Source organism: Pseudonocardia sp. P1, assembly GCF_000178675.2.
In the GTDB taxonomy this organism is placed as follows: Bacteria; Actinomycetota; Actinomycetes; order Mycobacteriales; family Pseudonocardiaceae; genus Pseudonocardia.
The window spans coordinates 173,339-194,708 of record NZ_ADUJ02000001.1; the positions used below are offsets into that span (position 1 = coordinate 173,339).

Below are 21,370 nucleotides of genomic sequence, written 5' to 3' on the forward strand. Positions count from 1 at the left end.
GCTCGACCTGGTCACCGCGAAGGCGGGGACCGTGCTCGGCCTGGACACGACGGACGGCGGCGAGCCGCTGGAGCCCGACCTGCCCTTCCGGGACCTGGGCTTCGACTCGCTCACCGCGGTGGACCTGCGCAACCAGCTCACCGCCGTCACCGGCGTCGCGCTGCCCGCCACCCTGGTGTTCGACCACCCGAACCCGGCCGCGCTGGCCGCGCACCTGCGCGACGAGCTGATCGGCGGGGGTGCCGCGGCGGCCGGTCCCGTCGCCCCCCTCGCCACCGCCACCGCGGACGACCCGATCGTCATCGTCGGGATGGCCTGCCGGTACCCGGGCGGCGTCGCGTCGCCGGAGGACCTGTGGCGCCTCATGGCCGACGACGTCGACGCCGTCGGGGAGTTCCCCGACGACCGCGGCTGGGACCTCGACACCCTCGCCGGTGACGGCCCCGGGCGCAGCGCCACCACCCAGGGCGGGTTCCTGTACGACGCCACCGACTTCGACCCGGGCCCGTTCGGCGTCTCGCCGCGCGAGGCCCTGGTCATGGACCCGCAGCAGCGGATCCTGCTGGAGACCTCGTGGGAGGCCCTGGAGCGGACCGGCATCGACCCGGCCTCGCTGCGCGGCAGCGCCGAGTACGGCGTGTTCGTCGGCGGCGGCTCCGGCGACTACCGGCCGCCGGCCGAGGCCGGGCAGTGGCAGACCGCCCAGTCCGCGAGCCTGCTGTCGGGCCGCGTCGCCTACACCTTCGGCGTCCAGGGGCCCACGGTCTCGGTGGACACCGCGTGCTCGTCGTCGCTGGTCGCGCTGCACCTGGCCGCGCAGGCGCTGCGGGCGGGGGAGTGCTCGATCGCGCTCGCCGGCGGCGTCACCGTGATGGCGACCCCGGTGGGCTTCGTCGAGTTCAGCGCCCAGGGCGCGCTGTCGCCGGACGGGCGCTGCCGCGCCTTCTCCGACGACGCGAACGGCACCGGCTGGTCCGAGGGCGTCGGCATGCTCGTCGTCGAACGGCTGTCCGACGCCCGCCGCCGCGGTCACCGGATCCACGCGGTGCTGCGCGGCTCGGCCATCAACCAGGACGGCGCCTCCAACGGCCTCACCGCACCCAGCGGCCCGGCCCAGCAGCGCGTCATCCGGCAGGCACTGGCCAACGCCCGGCTCGCCCCGGCCGAGGTCGACGCCGTCGAGGCGCACGGCACCGGCACCACCCTCGGCGACCCCATCGAGGCGCAGGCCCTGCTCGCCACCTACGGGCAGGACCGCGAGCAGCCCGTGCTGCTCGGCTCGCTGAAGTCGAACATCGGCCACACCCAGGCCGCGTCCGGCGTCGGCGGCGTCATCAAGATGGTGCTCGCCATGCAGCACGGCGTGCTGCCGCGGTCGCTGTACGCGGAGAACCCGTCGTCGCACGTCGACTGGACCGCCGGCGACGCCCGGCTGCTCACCGCGCACACCGGGTGGCCCGAGACCGGACGCCCGCGCCGGGCCGGGATCTCCTCGTTCGGCGCGAGCGGCACCAACGCCCACGCGATCCTGGAGCAGCCCCCGCACACGGAGCTCCCCGCGCCCGCCGACGGCACCCCGGACGACGGCGCCGCCGTCCCGGTGCTGCTGTCCGGCCGGTCCGCCGACGCGCTGCGGGCCCAGGCCCGCGCCCTGCTCGCCCACCTCGGCGAGCACCCGGAGCTGCGCCGCCTCGACCTGGCCCACGCACTGGCGACCGGCCGGGCCGCGTTCGACCACCGGGCCGCGGTCACCGCCACCGGGCGGGACGAGCTCGTCGCGGGGCTCACGGCCGTCGCCGACGGCGGCACCGCCCCGCAGGTCGCCACGCACCGCCTGGAGCGCAGCGGCCGCAGCGCCGCCCTGTTCTCCGGGCAGGGCGCCCAGCGGCCCGGGATGGGCCGCGAGCTGTACGAGCGGCACCCGGTGTTCGCCGAGGCCTTCGACGCGGTGCTCGCCCGGCTGGACGGTCACCTCGACCGGCCGCTGCGCGAGACCGTGTGGGGGACCGACGCGGACGCGCTCGCCGAGACCGGCGCGACCCAGCCGGCGCTGTTCGCGGTCGAGGTCGCGCTGTACCGGCTCGTCGAGTCCTGGGGGGTCCGCCCGGACTTCGTCGCCGGGCACTCGATCGGCGAGATCACCGCCGCGCACGTCGCCGGGGTCCTCGACCTCGACGACGCCTGCCGGCTGGTCGCCGCCCGCGCCCGTCTCATGCAGGCACTCCCGGCCGGCGGCGCCATGGTCGCCGTCGAGGCGGACGAGGACGAGGTGACCCCGCTGCTCACCGACGGCGTCGCGATCGCCGGGGTGAACGGGCCCGGCTCGGTCGTCCTCTCCGGCGACGACGACGCCGTGACCGCACTGGCCGGCGTCCTCGCCGATCGGGGCCGTCGCACCAGCAGGCTGCGGGTCAGCCACGCCTTCCACTCGGCACGGATGGACCCGATGCTCGCGGAGTTCCGCACGGTCGCCGAGGGGCTCGACTACCACGAGCCGCGCATCCCGGTGGTGTCCAACCTGACCGGGGAGGTCGCCGCGGCCCACGAGCTCCGCTCGGCGGAGTACTGGGTGCGGCACGTGCGGGGCACCGTCCGGTTCGCCGACGGCGTCCGGGCACTCGCCGCCCGCGGCGTCACCACGTTCCTCGAGCTCGGTCCGGACGCCGTGCTGTCCGCGCTCGTGCCGCGCAGCGCGCCGGACGCGGTCGCCGTCCCCGCACTGCGCCGCGACCGCGACGAGGACGCGACGCTCGTCGCCGCACTCGCCCGGCTGCACACCCACGGCGCGGGCCCGCGGTGGGCGGCGTTCTTCGCCGGCCACGACACCCGCCGGGCCGACCTGCCGACCTACCCGTTCCAGCGCGGCCGGTTCTGGCCGGACGTCATGCCGGGCCAGGAGACCCGCGCCGCCGCACCCGGCGGCCCGGGCACACCCGACGAGATCGACGCCGCCTTCTGGGAGGCCGTCGCCCAGGAGGACTTCTCCGCGCTGGAGTCGCAGCTCGACGTCGAGGGCGCGGCCCTGTCCGCGGTGCTGCCCGCGCTGATGGACTGGCGCAGCCGCCGTGCTGACGAGGCGCGGCTGGCCCGCTGGCGGCACCGCATCGTGTGGAAGCGCCTGACCGGCCCCGCCGCCGGGCAGCGCCGCGCACCCGAGGGCACCTGGCTGGCCGTGCTGCCCGACGGCGCCGCCGGGGACCCGTGGGTGACCACGGTGCTCGCGGGGATCGGTGCCGAGGTCGTGACCGTCACGACCGGGTCCACCGACCGGGCCGAGGTGGCCGCCGCGATCACCGCGCAGCTGCCCGCCGGGACCCCGGTCGCCGGGGTCGTGTCACTGCTCGCCCTGCGCGACGACCTCACCGGCGACGTGCCCGAGGGGATCGGGCTCACCACCGGCCTGCTGCAGGCGCTCGGCGACGCCGGCGTCGACGCCCCGCTGTGGTGCGTCACCCGCGGCGCGGTCTCCACCGGCGGCTCCGACCGCCCGGCACGGCCGCTGCAGGCCGGGATCTGGGGGCTGGGCCGGGTCGCGGCGCTGGAGTACCCGCAGCGCTGGGGTGGCCTGGCCGACCTGCCCGAGGACCCCGACCCGCGTGCCGCGGCGGCGCTCGGCGCCGTGCTCGCCGGCACGGACGGCCCGGACGGCACGCAGCAGGGCGAGGACCAGGTGGCCGTCCGCGGCTCCGCGATCCTGGCCCGCAGGCTCGTCCCGGCCCCGCCGAGCGAGGACACGACGGCGTGGACGCCGAGCGGCACGGTGCTCGTCACCGGCGGCACCGGCGCCCTCGGCGGGCACGTGGCGCGGCGGCTCGCCGCCGACGGCGCGCAGCACCTGGTGCTGCTCGGCCGCCGCGGCCCGGACGCACCGGGCGCGGACGCGCTGCGTGCGGACCTGGAGGCGCTCGGCGCGGGCGTCACCGTCGCCGCGTGCGACGCCGCCGACCGGGAGCAGCTCTCCGCGGTACTGGACGCGATCCCCGCCGACCGGCCGCTGACCGGCGTCGTGCACGCCGCCGGCGTCCTCGACGACGGGATCCTCGACCGCCTCACCCCCGAGCGCTACCAGGAGGTGTTCCGGTCCAAGGTCACCGCCGCGCTGCTGCTCGACGAGCTGACCGCCGGCGCCGGCCTGGAGGCGTTCGTCCTCTTCTCGTCCGCGTCCTCGGCGGTCGGCAACCCCGGCCAGGCCAACTACGCGGCCGCCAACGCCGTGCTCGACGCGCTCGCCGAGCAGCGCCGGGCCCGCGGCGCCGCGGCCACCTCGATCTCCTGGGGAGTCTGGGGCGGCGGCGGGATGGCGGGCGACGGCTCCGCCGACGACGCGGCCCGCCGCACCGGGATCGGTGCGATGGACCCGGCGCTGGCGGTGGAGGCCATGCTCCGCCTGGTCGCGGCGACGGCGCCCACCGCGGTCGTCGCCGAGGTCGAGCTCGACCGGTTCGCCGGCGCGTTCGGCGGCACCCGCCCCAGCCCGCTGCTGCGCGAATTCCCCGGCTACGCCGAGCTCGTCGCCGGGCAGGCGGGGCCCCGCCCCGGCGCGGGGGAGGACGACCTCGCCGCGACGCTCGCGGCACTGCCGCCCGCACGGCGGCTGGACACCGTCGTGGACCTGGTGCGGACCCGTGCCGCGCAGGTCCTCGGCTACCCCGGCACCGACGACGTCGGCGCCGAACGGTCCTTCCGCGACCTCGGCATCGACTCCCTCGGCGCGGTCGAGCTGCGCAACCAGCTCGGCGCCGCCACCGGCCTGGGACTGCCGGCGACGCTGGTGTTCGACCACCCGACCCCCGCCGCCGTCGCCCGGTACCTGCTCGACGAGCTGGCCGGCGACGACCCCGACGCCGGCGGCACCGGTGGCGAGGAGGCCGAGATCCGCGCCGCGCTCGCCACCGTGCCCCTGGAACGGCTCCGCGAGCTCGGCGTGCTGGAGCCGCTGCTGCGGCTCACCGGCCGTGGCGAGGACCCCGCCGGCGACGACGACACCGGGAGCGGTCCCGGCGGCCCCGAGGTCGACGCAATGTCCGTCGACGACCTGGTGCGGGCCGCCCTCGACGGCCGGTCCGACGACCTGTAGCGCGAGTGAGGAAGCAGACGATGAACGAGAACCACGCACCCGCCGGTGGCAACGACGTCGTCACCGCGCTGCGCGCCGCGGTGAAGGAGACCGACCGGCTGCGCAGGCAGAACCGCATGCTGCAGGCCGCGGCCACCGAGCCGATCGCCGTCGTCGGCATGGGCTGCCGGTTCCCCGGCGGCGTCGACTCGCCCGAGGCCCTGTGGGACATGGTCGCCGGCGGCACCGACGTGATCTCCGGGTTCCCCACCGACCGCGGCTGGGACCTCGACGCGCTGCACTCCGGCGGCACCGACGCCCGGGACACCGAGATCAGCATGCGGGGCGGGTTCCTGGACGGCGTCGCCGACTTCGATCCCGGCTTCTTCGGGATCTCGCCGCGCGAGGCCGTCACGATGGACCCGCAGCAGCGGCTGCTGCTGACCACCGCCTGGGAGGCGATCGAGCGCGCCGGCATCGACGCCGGCCGGCTGCGCGGCAGCCGCACCGGCGCGTTCATCGGCACCAACGGGCAGGACTACGCCTACCTGCTGGTCCGCTCGCTCGACGACGCGACCGGCGACGTCGGCACCGGCATCGCCGCCAGCGCCGCGTCCGGGCGGCTGTCCTACACCCTGGGGCTGGAGGGGCCCGCGCTCACCGTCGACACGGCCTGCTCGTCGTCGCTGGTCGCGCTGCACCTCGCCGTGCAGTCCCTCCGCAACGGGGAGTGCTCCCTGGCTCTGGCCGGCGGCGTCAACGTCATGTCGACGCCCGGCTCGCTGGTCGAGTTCAGCCGCCAGGGCGGGCTGGCCCGCGACGGCCGCTGCAAGGCCTTCGCCGAGGGCGCCGACGGCACCGGCTGGTCCGAGGGCGCCGGGATCCTCGTGCTGGAACGGCTCTCCGACGCCCGCCGCAACGGGCACCCGGTGCTCGCCGTCGTCCGCGGCTCCGCGGTCAACCAGGACGGTGCCTCGAACGGGTTCACCGCGCCGAACGGGCCGTCCCAGCAGCGCGTCATCCGCGCCGCGCTCGCCAACGCCGAGCTGTCCACCGGCGACGTCGACGCCGTCGAGGCGCACGGCACCGGCACGCCGCTGGGCGACCCGATCGAGGCGCAGAGCATCCTCGCCACCTACGGCCGGGACCGCGAACGGCCCCTCGCGCTCGGCTCGGTCAAGTCGAACATGGGCCACACCCAGGCCGCGTCCGGCGTCGCCGGCGTCATGAAGATGATCATGGCGATGCGGCACGGGGAGCTGCCCCGCACCCTGCACGTGGACCGCCCGTCGACCCACGTCGACTGGTCCACCGGCGCGGTCGAGCTGCTCACCGAGGCGCGCCCGTGGCCCACGGCGGACCGGCCGCGGCGCAGCGGCGTCTCCTCCTTCGGGGTGAGCGGCACCAACGCGCACGTCATCGTCGAGCAGGCACCCGCCCCGGCCGAGCCCGCCGCCGAGCCCGCCACCCGCGTCCCGCAGGTCCTGCCCTGGACGGTCTCGGCGCGCACCCCGGCCGCCCTGCGCGACCAGGCCGCCGCGCTGCTCACCCACCTGGACGGCGACGGCGCACCCGCCGCGCTGGACACCGCGTACTCGCTCGCCACCACCCGCGCCGCGCAGGAGCACCGGCTCGCCGTCGTCACCGGCCCGGACGGCCGCGCCGGGCGCGACGCGCTCGCCGGCTGGCTGGAGCACGGCAGCGCGCCGGGCGTCGTGCTCGGTCAGGTCACCGGGCGCCCCCGGCTCGCCGCGCTGTTCTCCGGGCAGGGCGCGCAGCGCCTCGGCATGGGCCGCGAGCTGCACGCCCGGTTCGGAGTGTTCGCCGCCGCGTTCGACGAGATCGTCGCGCTGCTCGGGGAGGACCTCCGGGAGGTCGTCTGGGGGGACGGGGACGCCGCCGCGCTCGACGAGACCGGCCGGACCCAGCCCGCGCTGTTCGCGGTCGAGGTCGCCCTGTACCGGCTCGTCGAGTCCTGGGGCGTGACCCCGGACGCCGTCGCCGGGCACTCGATCGGCGAGATCGCCGCCGCCCACGTCGCCGGCGTGTTCTCCCTCGACGACGCCTGCCGGCTGGTCGCCGCGCGGGCGTCGCTGATGGAGGCGCTGCCCCGCGGCGGCGCCATGGTCGCCGTGGAGGCCACCGAGGACGAGGTCGCCCCGCTGCTCACCGACGGCGTCGCGATCGCGGCGGTGAACGGGCCGTCGTCGGTCGTGGTGTCCGGCGAGGAGGACGCCACCCTGGCCGTCGCCGCCCGGCTCGCCGACCGCGGCAGGCGCACCAGCCGGCTGCGGGTGTCGCACGCGTTCCACTCGCCGCTGATGGACCCGATGCTGGCGGAGTTCCGCGCCGTCGCCGAGGGCCTGTCCTACGCCGAGCCGCAGATCCCGCTGGTCTCCACCCTCACCGGCGCACCGGCCACGGCCGAGCTGTGCGACCCCGGCTACTGGGTGCGCCACGTCCGCGACGCCGTCCGGTTCGCCGACGGCGTCCGCGCCCTCACCGACGCCGGCACCGGGGTGTTCCTGGAGATCGGCCCGGCCGGCGTGCTCACCGCGCTCGCCGCGCAGTCCGCCCCCGACGCCACCGCCGTCGCGCTGCAGCGCACCGACCGCGACGAGGAGGACGCCGCCGTCGCCGCCCTCGCCGCGCTGCACGTCGCCGGGACCCCGGTCGACTGGGAGGCGTTCCACGCCGGCACCGGCGCCCGCCGCACCGGCCTGCCCACCTACGCGTTCCAGTACGAGCGGTACTGGCCGAAGGCCGTCCACCGGGCCGGTGACGCCGCCGGGCTCGGGCTCGCCCCCGCCGACCACCCGCTGCTCGGTGCCGCCATGTCCGTCGCGGGGTCCGACGAGCTGCTGCTCACCGGCACCCTGTCGCTGGCCACCCACCCGTGGCTCGCCGAGCACGTCGTCGGCGGCATGGCGTTCTTCCCCGGCACCGGGTTCCTCGAGCTCGCCGTCCGCGCCGCCGACCAGGCCGGCTGCGACCGCGTCGAGGAGCTCATGCTCGCCGCGCCGCTCGTGCTGCCCGCCACCGGCGCCGTCCAGATGCAGATCGCCGTCGGCGCCGCCGGCCCGGACGGCGTCCGCGACGTGAGCGTGTACGCCCGCCCCGCCCAGGACCCCGACGCCGACTGGACCCGGCACGCCACCGGCCGGGTCACCACCGGCGAGCAGGTCGAGGAGTTCGACGCGACCACCTGGCCGCCCCGCGACGCCGAGCCCGTCGACGTCGACGGCCTCTACGACCGCTACGCCGGCAACGGCCTGGAGTACGGCCCGCTCTTCCGCGGCCTGCAGGCGGTGTGGCGCCGCGGCGACGAGATCCTCGCCGAGGTCGCGCTGCCCGCCTCCGGCGCCGACGACGCCGCCGAGTTCGGCCTGCACCCCGCCCTGTTCGACGCCGTCCTGCACAGCACCGTGTTCGCCTCCGCCGACGGTGACGACCGCAGCCTCCTGCCGTTCGCCTGGAACGGGGTGTCGCTGCACGCCGCCGGCGCGACCGCGCTGCGGGTGCGCGTCACCTCCGCCGGCGAGGACGCCGTCCGGATCAGCGCCGCCGACCCGCAGGGCCGGCCGGTGATCTCCGTCGAGTCCCTCACCCTGCGCGCCGCCGGGCCGGACGCGGCGGGCCCGGGCCGCCGCGACGACACGGGATCGCTGTTCCGGATGGACTGGGTGCCGCACACCCTCACCACGGCGGAGGCGCCCGCGAGCTGGGCGATCCTCACCGGACCGGGCGCGCGGGGAACGGCCGCGGACCGGCTGGGCGCCGCCCTCGCCACCGGGACCCCGGCCGCCGGCGGATCGGGTGCGCCCGCCCCCGTGCGCACCGTGACCGACCTCGCCGAGCTGCACGGCGGTCCTTCCGGGAACGTCCCGGATCTCGTCGCCGTCCCGCTGGACGCCGGCGGCTCCGGCGACACCGGCGACACCGACCCGGCCGCCGCGCACACCCTGGTCCGCGAGGTCCTCGCGCTGCTCCAGCAGTGGCTCGCCGACGACCGGCTCGCCCGCACCCGGCTGCTGTTCCTCACCCGCGGCGCCGTCGCCGACGGCGCGGGCGGCCCGCTCGACCTCGCCACCGCCCCGGTGTGGGGCCTGCTGCGCTCCGCACAGTCGGAGAACCCCGGCCGGCTGCTGCTCGTCGACCTCGACGACACCCCCGCGTCGCTCGCCGCCGTCGCGCAGCTGCCCGCACTGTTCGACGCCGACGAGCCGCAGGCGCTCGTCCGCGACGGCGCCGTCCGGGTCGGGCGGCTCGCCGCGCTGGAGTCCGGCGCCGCGCTCGTCCCACCGGCCGGGACGCCGTGGCGGCTCGGCTGCCGCGCCAAGGGCAGCCTCGACGGCCTCGAGCTGGCACCGCACCCGGACGTCCTCGCCCCGCTCACCGGGCACGAGGTCCGGGTCGGGATCCGCGCCGCCGGCCTGAACTTCCGCGACGTCCTCAACGCGCTCGGGATGTACCCCGGCGACGCCGGGCTGTTCGGGTCCGAGGCCGCGGGCGTCGTCACCGCGGTCGGGCCGGACGTCACGACACTCGCCCCCGGCGACCGCGTCACCGGCATGCTGTTCGGCGGGTTCGGCCCGCTCGGCGTCACAGACGAGCGGATGCTCACCACCGTCCCGGACGGCTGGGACTGGGAGACGGCGGCGTCGGTGCCGCTGGTGTTCCTCACCGCCTACCACGCGCTCGTCGACCTGGCCGGCCTCCGGCCGGGGGAGAAGGTGCTGATCCACGCGGGCGCCGGTGGCGTCGGCATGGCCGCGGTGCAGATCGCCCGGCACCTCGGTGCCGAGGTCTATGCGACGGCGTCGGAGCCGAAGCAGGACGTGCTGCGCTCGCTGGGTGTCGCCGACGACCACATCGCGTCGTCGCGGACCCTGGACTTCGCCGTCGAGTTCCCCGGCGGTCTCGACGTCGTCCTCAACGCCCTGTCCGGGGAGTTCGTCGACGCCTCGATGGGGCTGCTCGGCGACGGTGGCCGGTTCCTGGAGATGGGCAAGACCGACATCCGCGACGCCGCGGACCTCCCCGCCGGGATCACCTACCGGTTCTTCGACCTCGGCGCCGTCGACCCGCACCGCATCCAGGAGATGCTGCGCGCGCTCCTCGACCTGTTCGCCGAGGGTGCGCTGTCCCCGCTGCCGGTCCGCAGCTGGGACGTGCGCCACGCCGTCGAGGCGTTCCGGTTCATGAGCTCCGCCCGGCACGTCGGCAAGCTCGTGCTCACCGTCCCGCCGCCGCTCGACCCGGACGGCACCGTGCTCGTCACCGGCGGCACCGGCGGGCTCGCCGCCGCACTGGCCCGCCACCTCGTCGCGACCCACGGCGTGCGGCACCTGCTGCTCACGAGCCGCCGCGGGCCCGGCGCGCCCGGCGCCACCGAGCTGCGCGACGAGCTGGCCGCGGCCGGTGCCGAGGTCATCCTCGCCGCCTGCGACGTCGCCGACCGCGACGCGCTCGCCGCCCTGCTCGACGCCGTCCCGGCCGCGCACCCGCTCACCGCGGTCGTGCACACCGCGGGCGTCCTCGACGACGGCACCGTCACCTCGCTGACCCCGGACGCCGTCGACACCGTGCTGCGCCCCAAGGTCGACGCCGCCTGGCACCTGCACGACCTCACCCGCGACCACGACCTCGCCGCGTTCGTCCTCTACTCCTCGACGGCCGGGATCATGGGCGGCCCCGGCCAGGGCAACTACGCGGCCGGCAACACCTTCCTCGACGCGCTGGCCGCGCACCGGCACGCCCTCGGGCTGCCCGCCACCTCGCTGGCCTGGGGCGCCTGGGAGCAGGGCGCCGGGATGACCGGCGGCCTGTCCGACCACGACGTCGCCCGGGTCGGCAGCACCGGCGGCATGCCCCTGCTGTCCGTCGAGCACGGCCTCGCGCTCTTCGACGCCGCGACCCTCGCCGCGGAACCCCTCGTCGTCCCGCTCGGCCTCACCGGCGGCGGGAACCTGCCGTCGGCCGACGGCGTCCCCGCCGTGCTGCGCGGCCTCGTGCGCACCGGCGGCCGCCGCCGGGCCGGCACCGCCGGCGTCGCCCGCGCGGGCCTCGCCGAGCGTCTCGCCGGGCTGCCCGCCGACGACCGCGGCCCCGTCCTCGTCGATCTCGTCCGCACCGAGGCCGCGACCGTCCTCGGGCTCGGCGGCCCCGACGGGATCGACGCCCGCCACGAGTTCCGCCGCATCGGCTTCGACTCGCTCACCGCGATCGAGCTGCGCAACCGGCTGGGCACCGCGTCCGGGCTCACCCTGCCCGCCACGCTGATCTTCGACTACCCGACGCCGGAACGGCTCGCCGCGTACCTGCTCGACGAGCTGGCCGGGGGCGACGCGGCGACCGTCCCCGACGGCTCCGTGACGGCGCGCGCCGACGCCGACGACCCGATCGTCGTCGTCGGGATCGGGTGCCGGTTCCCCGGCGGCGTCGGCTCCCCGGAGCAGCTGTGGGACCTCGTCGCCGGCGGCACCGACGCGATCACCGGCTTCCCGCCGGACCGCGAGTGGGACCGGCACCCGCCGCTCGGCGGCGGCGAGCCCGGCGAGCTCACCGGGCAGGGCGGGTTCCTCGACGACATCGCCGGCTTCGACGCCGAGTTCTTCGGGATCGCCCCGCGCGAGGCCCTCGCCATGGACCCGCAGCAGCGGATCCTCCTCGAGGTCGCCTGGGAGGCCGCCGAACGCGCCGGGATCGACCCGCACACGCTGCGCGGCAGCCGCACCGGCGTCTTCATGGGCGTCTCCGGCCAGGACTACTCCGGCCTGGTCATGCGCTCCGCCGACGACATCGCGAGCCACGCGACCACCGGCCTCGCGGTCAGCGTCGTGTCCGGGCGCCTCGCCTACGCCCTCGGCCTGGAGGGCCCCGCCCTCTCGGTCGACACCGCCTGCTCGTCGTCGCTGGTGTCGCTGCACCTCGCCGCGCAGGCGCTGCGGGCGGGGGAGTGCGACATGGCACTCGCCGGCGGCGTCACCGTGATGACGACCCCCGCGAACTTCACCGGCTTCTCCCGGATGGGCGGCCTCGCCGGCGACGGGCGCTGCAAGGCGTTCTCCGACTCCGCCGACGGCACCGGCTGGTCCGAGGGCGCGGCCGTGCTCACCCTGGAGCGGCTCTCCGCCGCGCGCCACCACGGGCACCGGGTGCTCGCCGTCGTCCGCGGGTCCGCGGTCAACCAGGACGGCGCGTCCAACGGCCTCACCGCCCCGAACGGGCCCGCCCAGCAGCGGGTCATCCGGCAGGCTCTGGCCGACGCCGGACTGTCCACCGCCGACGTCGACGCCGTCGAGGCGCACGGCACCGGCACCCCGCTGGGCGACCCCATCGAGGCCCAGGCCGTGCTCGCCACCTACGGCCGCGACCGGGCCCCGGAGCAGCCGCTGCTGCTCGGCTCGGTGAAGTCCAACATCGGGCACACCCAGTCCGCGGCCGGTGCCGCCGGGCTGATCAAGATGATCATGTCGATGGCGCACGGCGAGCTGCCGCGCACGCTGCACGTCACCGAGCCGTCGTCGCACGTCGACTGGTCGGACGGCACCGTCGCGCTGCTCACCGAGCAGACCCCGTGGCCGGAGACCGGGCACGCCCGCCGCGCCGGGGTGTCGTCGTTCGGGATCAGCGGCACCAACGCGCACGTGGTGCTGGAGCAGGCGCCCGCGGAGCCCGCGCCGGCAGCGGTGTCCACCCCGGACGTCGTCGCCTGGCCGGTCTCCGCGCGGACCCCCGCCGCCCTCGACGCCCAGCTCGACCGCCTGCGCGCCGCCGCACCCGATCTGCCCCCGTCCGGCGTCGCGCACACCCTCGCCACCGGGCGCGCCCTGTTCGAGCACCGCGCCGTGCTGCTCGCCGGGCCCGACGGGCCCACCGAGGCCGCCCGCGGCGCCGCCGTCACGCGTGGCACCGCGTTCCTGTTCTCCGGGCAGGGGGCGCAGCGCCTCGGCATGGGCCGCGAGCTGCACGCCCGCTTCGCAGTGTTCGCCGACGCGTTCGACGAGATCGTCGCCCTCCTCGACGCCGAGCTCGGCTGCTCGCTGCGCGACGTCGTCTGGGGCGATGGCGACACCGCCGCCCACGCCCTGGACCGCACCCGCCACACCCAGCCGGCGCTGTTCGCGATCGAGGTGGCGCTGTACCGGCTCGTCACGTCGTGGGGCGTGCGGCCCGACCAGCTCGCCGGCCACTCGGTCGGCGAGATCGCCGCCGCGCACGTCGCCGGGGTGTTCTCCCTCGCCGACGCGTGCCGGCTGGTCGCCGCCCGCGCCCGCCTGATGGACGCCCTCCCCGCCGGCGGCGCGATGACCGCCGTCGAGGCGGGCGAGGACGAGGTGATCCCGCTGCTCACCGGCGGGACCGCGATCGCCGCCGTGAACGGGCCGGCGGCCGTCGTCGTGTCCGGTGCGGCCGCCGAGGTCGACGCCGTCGCCGCCGAGCTCGCCGGCCGCGGCCGCCGCACCACGGCCCTGCGGGTCAGCCACGCGTTCCACTCGCCGCTGATGGACCCCGTCCTCGACGACTTCCGTGCCGTCGCGCAGGACCTCACCTACACGCTGCCCACCATCCCGGTCGTGTCGCTCCTCGCCGGGGCGGGCTCGCCGCACGACCTCGCGACGCCGGAGCACTGGGTGCGCCACGTCCGCGAGTCCGTGCGCTTCGCCGACGGCATCGCCACCCTCACCGGCCGCGGCGTCACCGCCTTCCTGGAGATCGGCCCCGACGGCGTGCTGTCCGCCCCGGCCCGGGCCGCGCTGCCCGGCACCGGCGACGACGCGGCCGTCGTCACCCCCGCGCTGCGGTCCGGCCGCGGCGAGGAGGCCGCGCTGCTCACCGCGCTCGCCCGGCTGCACGTCGCCGGCGTCGACGTCGACTGGGCGGCCGGGCTCACCGGCACCGGCCGCGGCGCCGACCTGCCCACCTACGCCTTCCAGCACGAGCGGTTCTGGCCGCGGCTCGCCACCGGCGAGACGACCGGCACCGGCGACGACGCCGAGTTCTGGGCCGCCGTCGAGCGGGAGGACGTCGGCGAGCTCGCCACCCGGCTCGACGTCGACGGCGACCGGCTCGGCGCCGTCCTGCCCGCACTCGCCGCCTGGCGCACCCGGCGCCGCACCGACGCCTCGGTGGACCGGCTCCGCCACCGGGAGACCTGGCGCCCGCTGGCGCTGCCCACCTCCGCCGGACCGGGCCGGTACCTGGTGCTCGTCCCGGCCGCCGCGGCCGGTGACCCGTGGGTCGGCGACGTCGTCGCCGCGCTCGGCCCGGACACCCGCCGGGTCGACCTCGCCGACGGCGACACCGGCCGCGCCGGGCTCGCCGCGGCGCTCACCGAGCACGCGACCGCCGGGACCACCGGCGTCGTGTCCCTGCTCGGGCTCGACGAGACCCCGTGCGTGTCCACCGTGGACGACACCGGGTCCGGGGTGGACGCGGTGCCCGCCGGGCTCGCCGCGACCGCGGCGCTCGCCGCCGCGCTCGCCGACACCGGCGTCGCCGCCCGGGTGCACGCCGTGACCCGCGGCGCCGTCGCACCGGCGGGCGAGGCACCGGCCGCACCCCTCCAGGCCGCCGTCTGGGGCCTGGGCCGGGTCGCCGCGCTGGAGCTGCCCCGCCAGTGGGGCGGCCTGGTCGACCTGCCCGCCGAGCTGGACGCCGCCACCGCCCGCCGGCTCCCTGCCGTGCTCGCCGGAGACGAGGACCAGGTCGCGCTGCGCGCCACCGGCGCCCACGGCCGCCGCATGACCCCGGCACCGGCCGGGCCCGCCGACGGACCGGCGGGTGAGCCGGCCGGGGACTGGACCCCGACCGGCACCGTCCTGATCACCGGCGGCACCGGCGCCCTCGGCGGGCACGTCGCCCGCCGGCTCGCCGAGCGCGGGGCGGACCACCTCGTGCTGCTCGGCCGCCGCGGCCCGGACGCCCCCGGCGCCGAGGCGCTGCGCGCGGAGCTGGAGGAGCTCGGTGCGGGCGTCACCGTCGCCGCGTGCGACGCCGCCGACCGGGACCAGCTGTCCGCGGTGCTCGGCGCGATCCCGGCCGACCGGCCGCTCACCGGCGTCGTGCACGCCGCAGGCGTCCTCGACGACGGCGTCCTCACCGGGCTCACCACCGAGCGCCTCGGCGGGGTGTTCCGCGCCAAGCTCGCCCCCGCACTGCTGCTCGACGAGCTGACCCGCGACCGCGAGCTCGACGCGTTCGTCCTGTTCTCCTCGGTGGTGGGCAGCGTCGGCAACCCCGGCCAGGCCGGCTACGCCGCCGCGAACGCCGCCCTCGACGCGCTCGCCGCCCGCCGCGTCGCCGAGGGCCGCCCGGCCACCGCCGTCGCCTGGGGCGCCTGGGCCGGCGACGGCATGGCCGCCCGGCACACCGGCACCGGGACGACCCCGGACGGGCTGCTGGACCCGGACCTCGCCGTCCGGGCGATGGTCCGGGCGGTCGCCGAGCCGCAGCCCACCCTGGTGTTCGCCGACCTCACCCGCCCGCGCCGGCTGGAGGCGCTGCTGTCGGTGCGGCCCAGCCCGCTGCTCGCGGACCTGCCCGCCGCCCGGGACATCGCCCGCGCCGCGGAGGAGACGCGCCGCCGCCTCGACGACGCCGCGGGCGGGCTGCGCGCCCGGCTCGCCGCCGCCGGGCCGGACGACCGGACCGCCGTCCTGCTCGACCTGGTGCGCGACACCGCGTCCGGGGTGCTCGGGCACTCCGGGCCGGACGCGATCCGACCCGCGAAACCGTTCCGCGACCTGGGCTTCGACTCGCTCACCGCGGTCGAGCTCAGCAACGCGCTGTCCGCCGCGACCGGCCTGTCCCTGCCCGCGAGCCTCGTCTTCGACCACCCCACGCCGCGTGCACTGGCCGCACACCTGGTCGCGGAGCTGACCGGCGAGACCGGCGGCGCCGAGCCCACCGGCGTGACCGTCGCCGACGCCGACGACCCGATCGTCGTCGTCGGGACGGCCTGCCGGCTCCCCGGCGGGATCACCACGCCCGACGAGTTCTGGCGGATGCTCGTCGACGGCGACGACGGCATCACCGGCTTCCCGACCGACCGCGGCTGGGACCTCGACGTCCTCGCCGGCGACGGCCAGGGCCGCAGCGCCACCCGCGAGGGCGGCTTCCTGCACGACGCCGCCGGCTTCGACCCCGCCTTCTTCGACATCTCGCCCCGCGAGGCCGTCGCGATGGACCCGCAGCAGCGCCTGCTGCTGGAGACCACGTGGGAGGCGTTCGAGCGCACCGGCACCGACCCGGCCCGGCTGCGCGGCAGCCGCACCGGCGTGTTCGTCGGCACCAACGGGCAGGACTACGCGAACCTCCTGCTGCGCTCCCCGGACGACGTCGAGGGCCACGCCGGGACCGGCCTCGCCGCGAGCGTCATCTCCGGCCGGCTCGCCTACGCGTTCGGCCTGGAGGGCCCCGCGGTCACCGTGGACACCGCCTGCTCGTCGTCGCTGGTCGCGGTGCACTGGGCGGCCCAGGCGCTGCGCGCGGGGGAGTGCGACGCCGCGCTCGCCGGCGGCGTCACCGTCATGTCGACCTCCACGAGCTTCGCCGGGTTCACCCGGCAGGGCGGCCTCGCCCCCGACGGGCGGTGCAAGGCGTTCTCCGACGACGCCGACGGCACCGGCTGGGCCGAGGGCGTCGGCGTGCTCGTGCTGGAGCGGCAGTCCACCGCGGTCGCCCGCGGGCACGAGATCCTCGCCGTCGTCCGCGGCTCCGCCGTCAACTCCGACGGCGCCTCGAACGGCCTGACCGCGCCCAACGGGCCGTCCCAGCAGCGGGTCATCCGGCAGGCCCTCGCCTCCGGCGGCCTGACCCCGGCCGACGTCGACGCCGTCGAGGCGCACGGCACCGGCACCGTGCTCGGCGACCCGATCGAGGCGCAGGCCCTGCTCGCCGCCTACGGCCGGGACCGGGAGCACCCGCTGCTGCTCGGCTCGGTGAAGTCCAACATCGGCCACACCCAGGCCGCGGCCGGCGCCGCCGGCCTGATCAAGATGATCCTCGCGCTGCGGCACGGCACGCTGCCGCGCACGCTCAACGTCGCCGCCCCGTCGAGCCGGGTCGACTGGACCGCCGGGTCGGTCGAGCTGCTCACCGAGCAGGCGCCGTGGCCGGAGACCGGGCGCGCCCGGCGGGCCGGGATCTCGTCGTTCGGGATCAGCGGCACCAACGCCCACGTCGTGCTGGAGCAGGCACCGGAGCTCCCGGCACCGGCTGCGGTGACCGCGCCCGCCGTCACCCCGTGGGTGGTCTCCGCCCGCTCCGGGCCCGCGCTCGACGCCCAGCTCGACCGGCTGCGCGCCGCGACGGCCGCCCGCCCGGACGTCGCCGCCGCCGACGTCGGGTACGCGCTGGCCACCGGCCGGTCGGTGTTCGAGCACCGCGCCGTGCTCCTCGCCGGCGCCGGGGCAGCCGGTGTCACCGAGGTCGCGCGGGCCGAGGCGATCGAGCGGTCCACGGCGTTCCTGTTCTCCGGGCAGGGTGCCCAGCGCCTCGGCATGGGCCGCGAGCTGCACGCCCGCCACCCCGTGTTCGCCGACGCGCTCGACACCACGCTCGCCCACCTGGACCCGTCGCTGCGCGACGTCGTCTGGGGCGACGGCGACACCGCCGCCGCCGCGCTCGACGACACCGGCGCCACCCAGCCCGCACTGTTCGCCGTCGAGGTCGCGCTGTTCCGGCTCCTGGAGTCCTGGGGCCTCACCCCGGACGCCGTCGCCGGGCACTCGGTCGGCGAGATCGCCGCCGCCCACGTCGCGGGCGTGTTCTCGCTGGAGGACGCCTGCACGCTCGTCGCCGCCCGGGCCCGCCTGATGGCGGCCCTGCCGGGCGGTGGCGCGATGGTCGCCGTCGAGGCGGACGAGGAGGAGCTCGCGCCGCTGCTGACCGGCGGCGTCGCCGTCGCCGCCGTGAACGGCCCGTCCGCGGTGGTCCTGTCCGGTGCGGCCGCCGAGGTCGACGCCGTCGCCGCCGAGCTGGCCGGACGGGGGCGCCGCACCACGGCGCTGCGGGTCAGCCACGCGTTCCACTCGCCGCTGATGGAGCCGATGCTCGACGGGTTCCGCGCGGTCGTCGCCGGGCTGGACCCCGCCGAGCCGCGGATCCCCGTGGTCTCGACGGTCACCGGTGCCCCGGCCGCCGCCGAGCTGTGCGACCCGGAGCACTGGGTGCAGGGCGTGCGCGACACGGTGCGCTTCGCCGACGCGGTGCGGGCGCTGACCGGCCGCGGGACGACCGCGTTCCTGGAGATCGGGCCGGACGCCGTGCTGTCCGCCCCGGCCCGCTCCTGCGTGCCCGACTCCGCGGTGGTCGTCCCGGCGCTGCGCGGCGCCGGCGACGAGGACCGCACCCTGCTCACCGCGCTGGCCCGGCTGCACGTCGCCGGGACCGCGGTGGACTGGGCGGCCGTCCTCGACGGGACCGCGACCCGGCCGGTGGCGCTGCCGACGTACCCGTTCCAGCGGGAACGCTTCTGGCCCACCGTCGCCGCCACGACCCCGGCCGACGCCGGTGGCCTCGGCCTGCGCGCCGGCGGGCACCCGCTGCTCGGCGCCGCGACCGCCGTCGCCGGGTCGGACGAGATCCTCCTGACCGGCCGCCTCACGCCCGCCGACCTGGGGTGGGCCGGCGACGACCTCCCCGCCCTCCCCGCGTCGGTGCTCGCCGAGCTCGCGGTCCGCGCGGGCGACGAGATCGGCGCCACGACCGTCGAGGAGCTGACGATCACCGCGCCGCTGCCCACCGGGGCGCCGCGGCTGCTGCAGGTGAGGGTCGGCGAACCGGACGACGACGGCCGCCGGCCCGTCGACGTGCACTCGCGGCCCGCCGAGGGCCCCGCCGGGGGCACCGGGGACGTCGACGGTGCGGGCCGGTGGCTGCGGCACGCCACCGGCGTGCTGACCGCGGCCCCGGCCACCGATCCGGCGGCCGGGCCGGGCACCGGGCAGCCGGCGGGTGCCGCGTGGCCGCCGCCGGGCGCGACGCCGCTGCCCGGCCTACCCGGCGCCGTCGGGCCGGTGACGGTCCGCGGGGGCTGGCGGCACGACGGGGCCCTGCTCGCCGAGCTCGAGCTCACCGGGCAGCCCGCCGCCGGTGCCGCGTACACGCTGCACCCGGCCCTGCTCGACGTCGCCGTCCGGTTCGGCGCGCCCACCGACGACGCCGACCTCGCCGCCCTGCGGGACGTCACGCTGCACGCGTCGGAGGCCACCGTGCTGCGGGTCCGGCTCACCGACCGCGGCGACGGCACCCGGACCCTCGCGGCGTCGGACGCGCAGGGGGCACCCGTGCTCACCGCGGGCGCGCTCACCCTGGCCGAGCCCGCCGCCACGACCGGTCCGGCCGGGTCCACCGACGCCGCCCTCCTCACCCTCGACTGGACCGCCGCACCGCCGGCGGACCGGACCACGACGGCCGGGTGGGGGGTCCTCGGCGACGGCCTGCCCGAGCTCGACGACGCCCTGGCCGCGTCCGGCGGGACACCGCCGGTCCGCGCGACCTCGGTCGGCGCGCTGCTCGACTCCGGCGACCCGCTGCCGCCGGTCGTCCTCGCCCCGGTCACCGGGACCACCGTGAGCGACCTGCCGGGCGCGACGCGTGCCACCACCGGCGCCGTGCTGGAGCTGCTGCAGCGCTGGTCCGGGGACGCCCGCACGACCGGCTCCCGCCTCGTCGTCGTCACCCGGGGTGCGGTCGCCGCCGGTGCGGGCGACGTGCCCGACCTCGGCGCGGCCCCGGTCTGGGGGCTCGTCCGGTCCGCGCAGTCCGAGGACCCGGGCAGCGTCGTGCTGCTCGACCTCGACCCGGAAGCCCCCGGTGCCGGGCTCGGCGCCGCCCTGGAGGCCCTGCCCGGCCTGGCCGCGGCGGGGGAGACCCAGGCGGCCCTGCGCGGCGGCGACCTCACCGTCGCCCGCCTGACCCGGGCCACGCCGGACGCTCCCGCACCGGCGGCGGCGTGGGACCCGGACGGCACCGTCCTGGTCACCGGCGGCACCGGTGGCCTCGGTGCGCTGCTCGCGCGGCACCTCGTCAGCACCCGCGGCGTGCGGCACCTGCTGCTCGCCGGCCGCCGCGGCCCGGACGCCCCCGGGGCCGCCGAGCTGCGCGCCGAGCTCACCGCGCTCGGCGCCGAGGTCACCCTCGCGGCCTGCGACGTCGCCGACCCGGCCGCCGTCGCCGGCCTCGTCGGCTCGGTCCCCGCCGCACACCCGCTGACCGCGGTCGTGCACACCGCGGGCGTGCTCGACGACGCCACCGTCGGGTCGCTCGACGCGACCCGGATGGACCGGGTGCTGCGCCCGAAGGCGGACGCCGCATGGCACCTGCACGAGGCGACACGCGAGCTGCCGCTGGCCGCGTTCGTCCTGTACTCCTCGGTCGCCGGGATCACCGGCGGCCCCGGCCAGGGCAACTACGCGGCCGCCAACAGCTTCCTCGACGCGCTCGCCGCGCACCGTGCGGCACGCGGCCTGGCCGGACTGTCGCTGGCCTGGGGGCCGTGGTCCGCCGACGCCGGCATGACCGGCACCCTCGACGCCGCCGAGCGGGAACGGCACGAGCGCTCCGGGATGCCGCCGCTGCAGCCCGACCAGGGGCTCGCCCTGTTCGACACCGCCATCGCCCGCGGTGACCGGTTCACCGTGGCGGCCCGGTTCGCCGCCGGGGCCGGAGCGGCCGCGGGCGACGTCCCGGCCGTGCTGCGCGCCCTGGTGCGCAGCAGGCGCCGGACCGCGGCGGCCACCGAGGGCGCGGGCGGCCTGCTCCGGCGGCTCGCCGGGCTGGAGCCCGACGCCCGGTACGCCGAGCTGCTGGAGCTGGTCCGCACCGAGACGGCGGGCGTGCTCGGGCACACCGGCGCCGACGCCGTCCCGGCCGACCGGGACTTCAGCCGGCTCGGGTTCGACTCGCTCACCGGCGTCGAGCTGCGGATGCGGCTGGCCGCCGCCACCGGGAGCCGGCTCCCGGCGACGCTGGTCTTCGACCACCCCACCCCGGCCGAGGTGGCCCGCCACCTCGACGGCGAGGTCGTCGGCTCCGCGGGCCCGGCGGCAGCGGCGTCGCCGCTGGCCGAGCTGGACCGGCTGGAGGCAGCACTGTCCCCGGACGGCGCCGACCCCGAGACCCGCAGCGGGGTCGCCCGCCGGCTGCGCCGCCTGCTGGAGCGGTGGGACGGCGCCCGGCCCGACGGGGCCCACACCGACGGCCGCTCCGCCGTCGACGAGCGCCTCGACGCGGCGAGCACCGAGCAGGTCCTCGCCTTCATCGACAACGAACTCGGCCGGTCGTCGGCGAGCTGACCCCGGACCC

The 21,370-nt window shown here is 77.9% G+C and carries 2 protein-coding genes (1 of these 2 only partly in view); both read left to right on the forward strand.

The window, feature by feature from the left end:
- A protein-coding gene (locus tag PP1_RS00690; RefSeq protein WP_075314307.1) for a type I polyketide synthase crosses the window boundary here: on the forward strand, nt 1-5,077 show its 3' end. 23,498 nt of this gene lie to the left of the window's left edge; only the last 5,077 of its 28,575 coding nucleotides appear in the window; the start codon falls outside the window, past its left edge; its stop codon occupies nt 5,075-5,077.
- 20 nt (nt 5,078-5,097) lie between these two features.
- Nucleotides 5,098-21,360, forward strand: coding sequence for a type I polyketide synthase (locus PP1_RS00695; RefSeq protein ID WP_075314305.1), 16,263 nt, complete (start codon nt 5,098-5,100; stop codon nt 21,358-21,360).
- The last annotated feature ends 10 nt before the right edge of the window (nt 21,361-21,370 follow it).

Coding starts and splice junctions, on each gene's coding strand:
- PP1_RS00695 (WP_075314305.1), top strand. CDS start 5,098: ATGAACGAGAACCACGCACCCGCCGGTGGCAACGACGTCGTCACCGCG.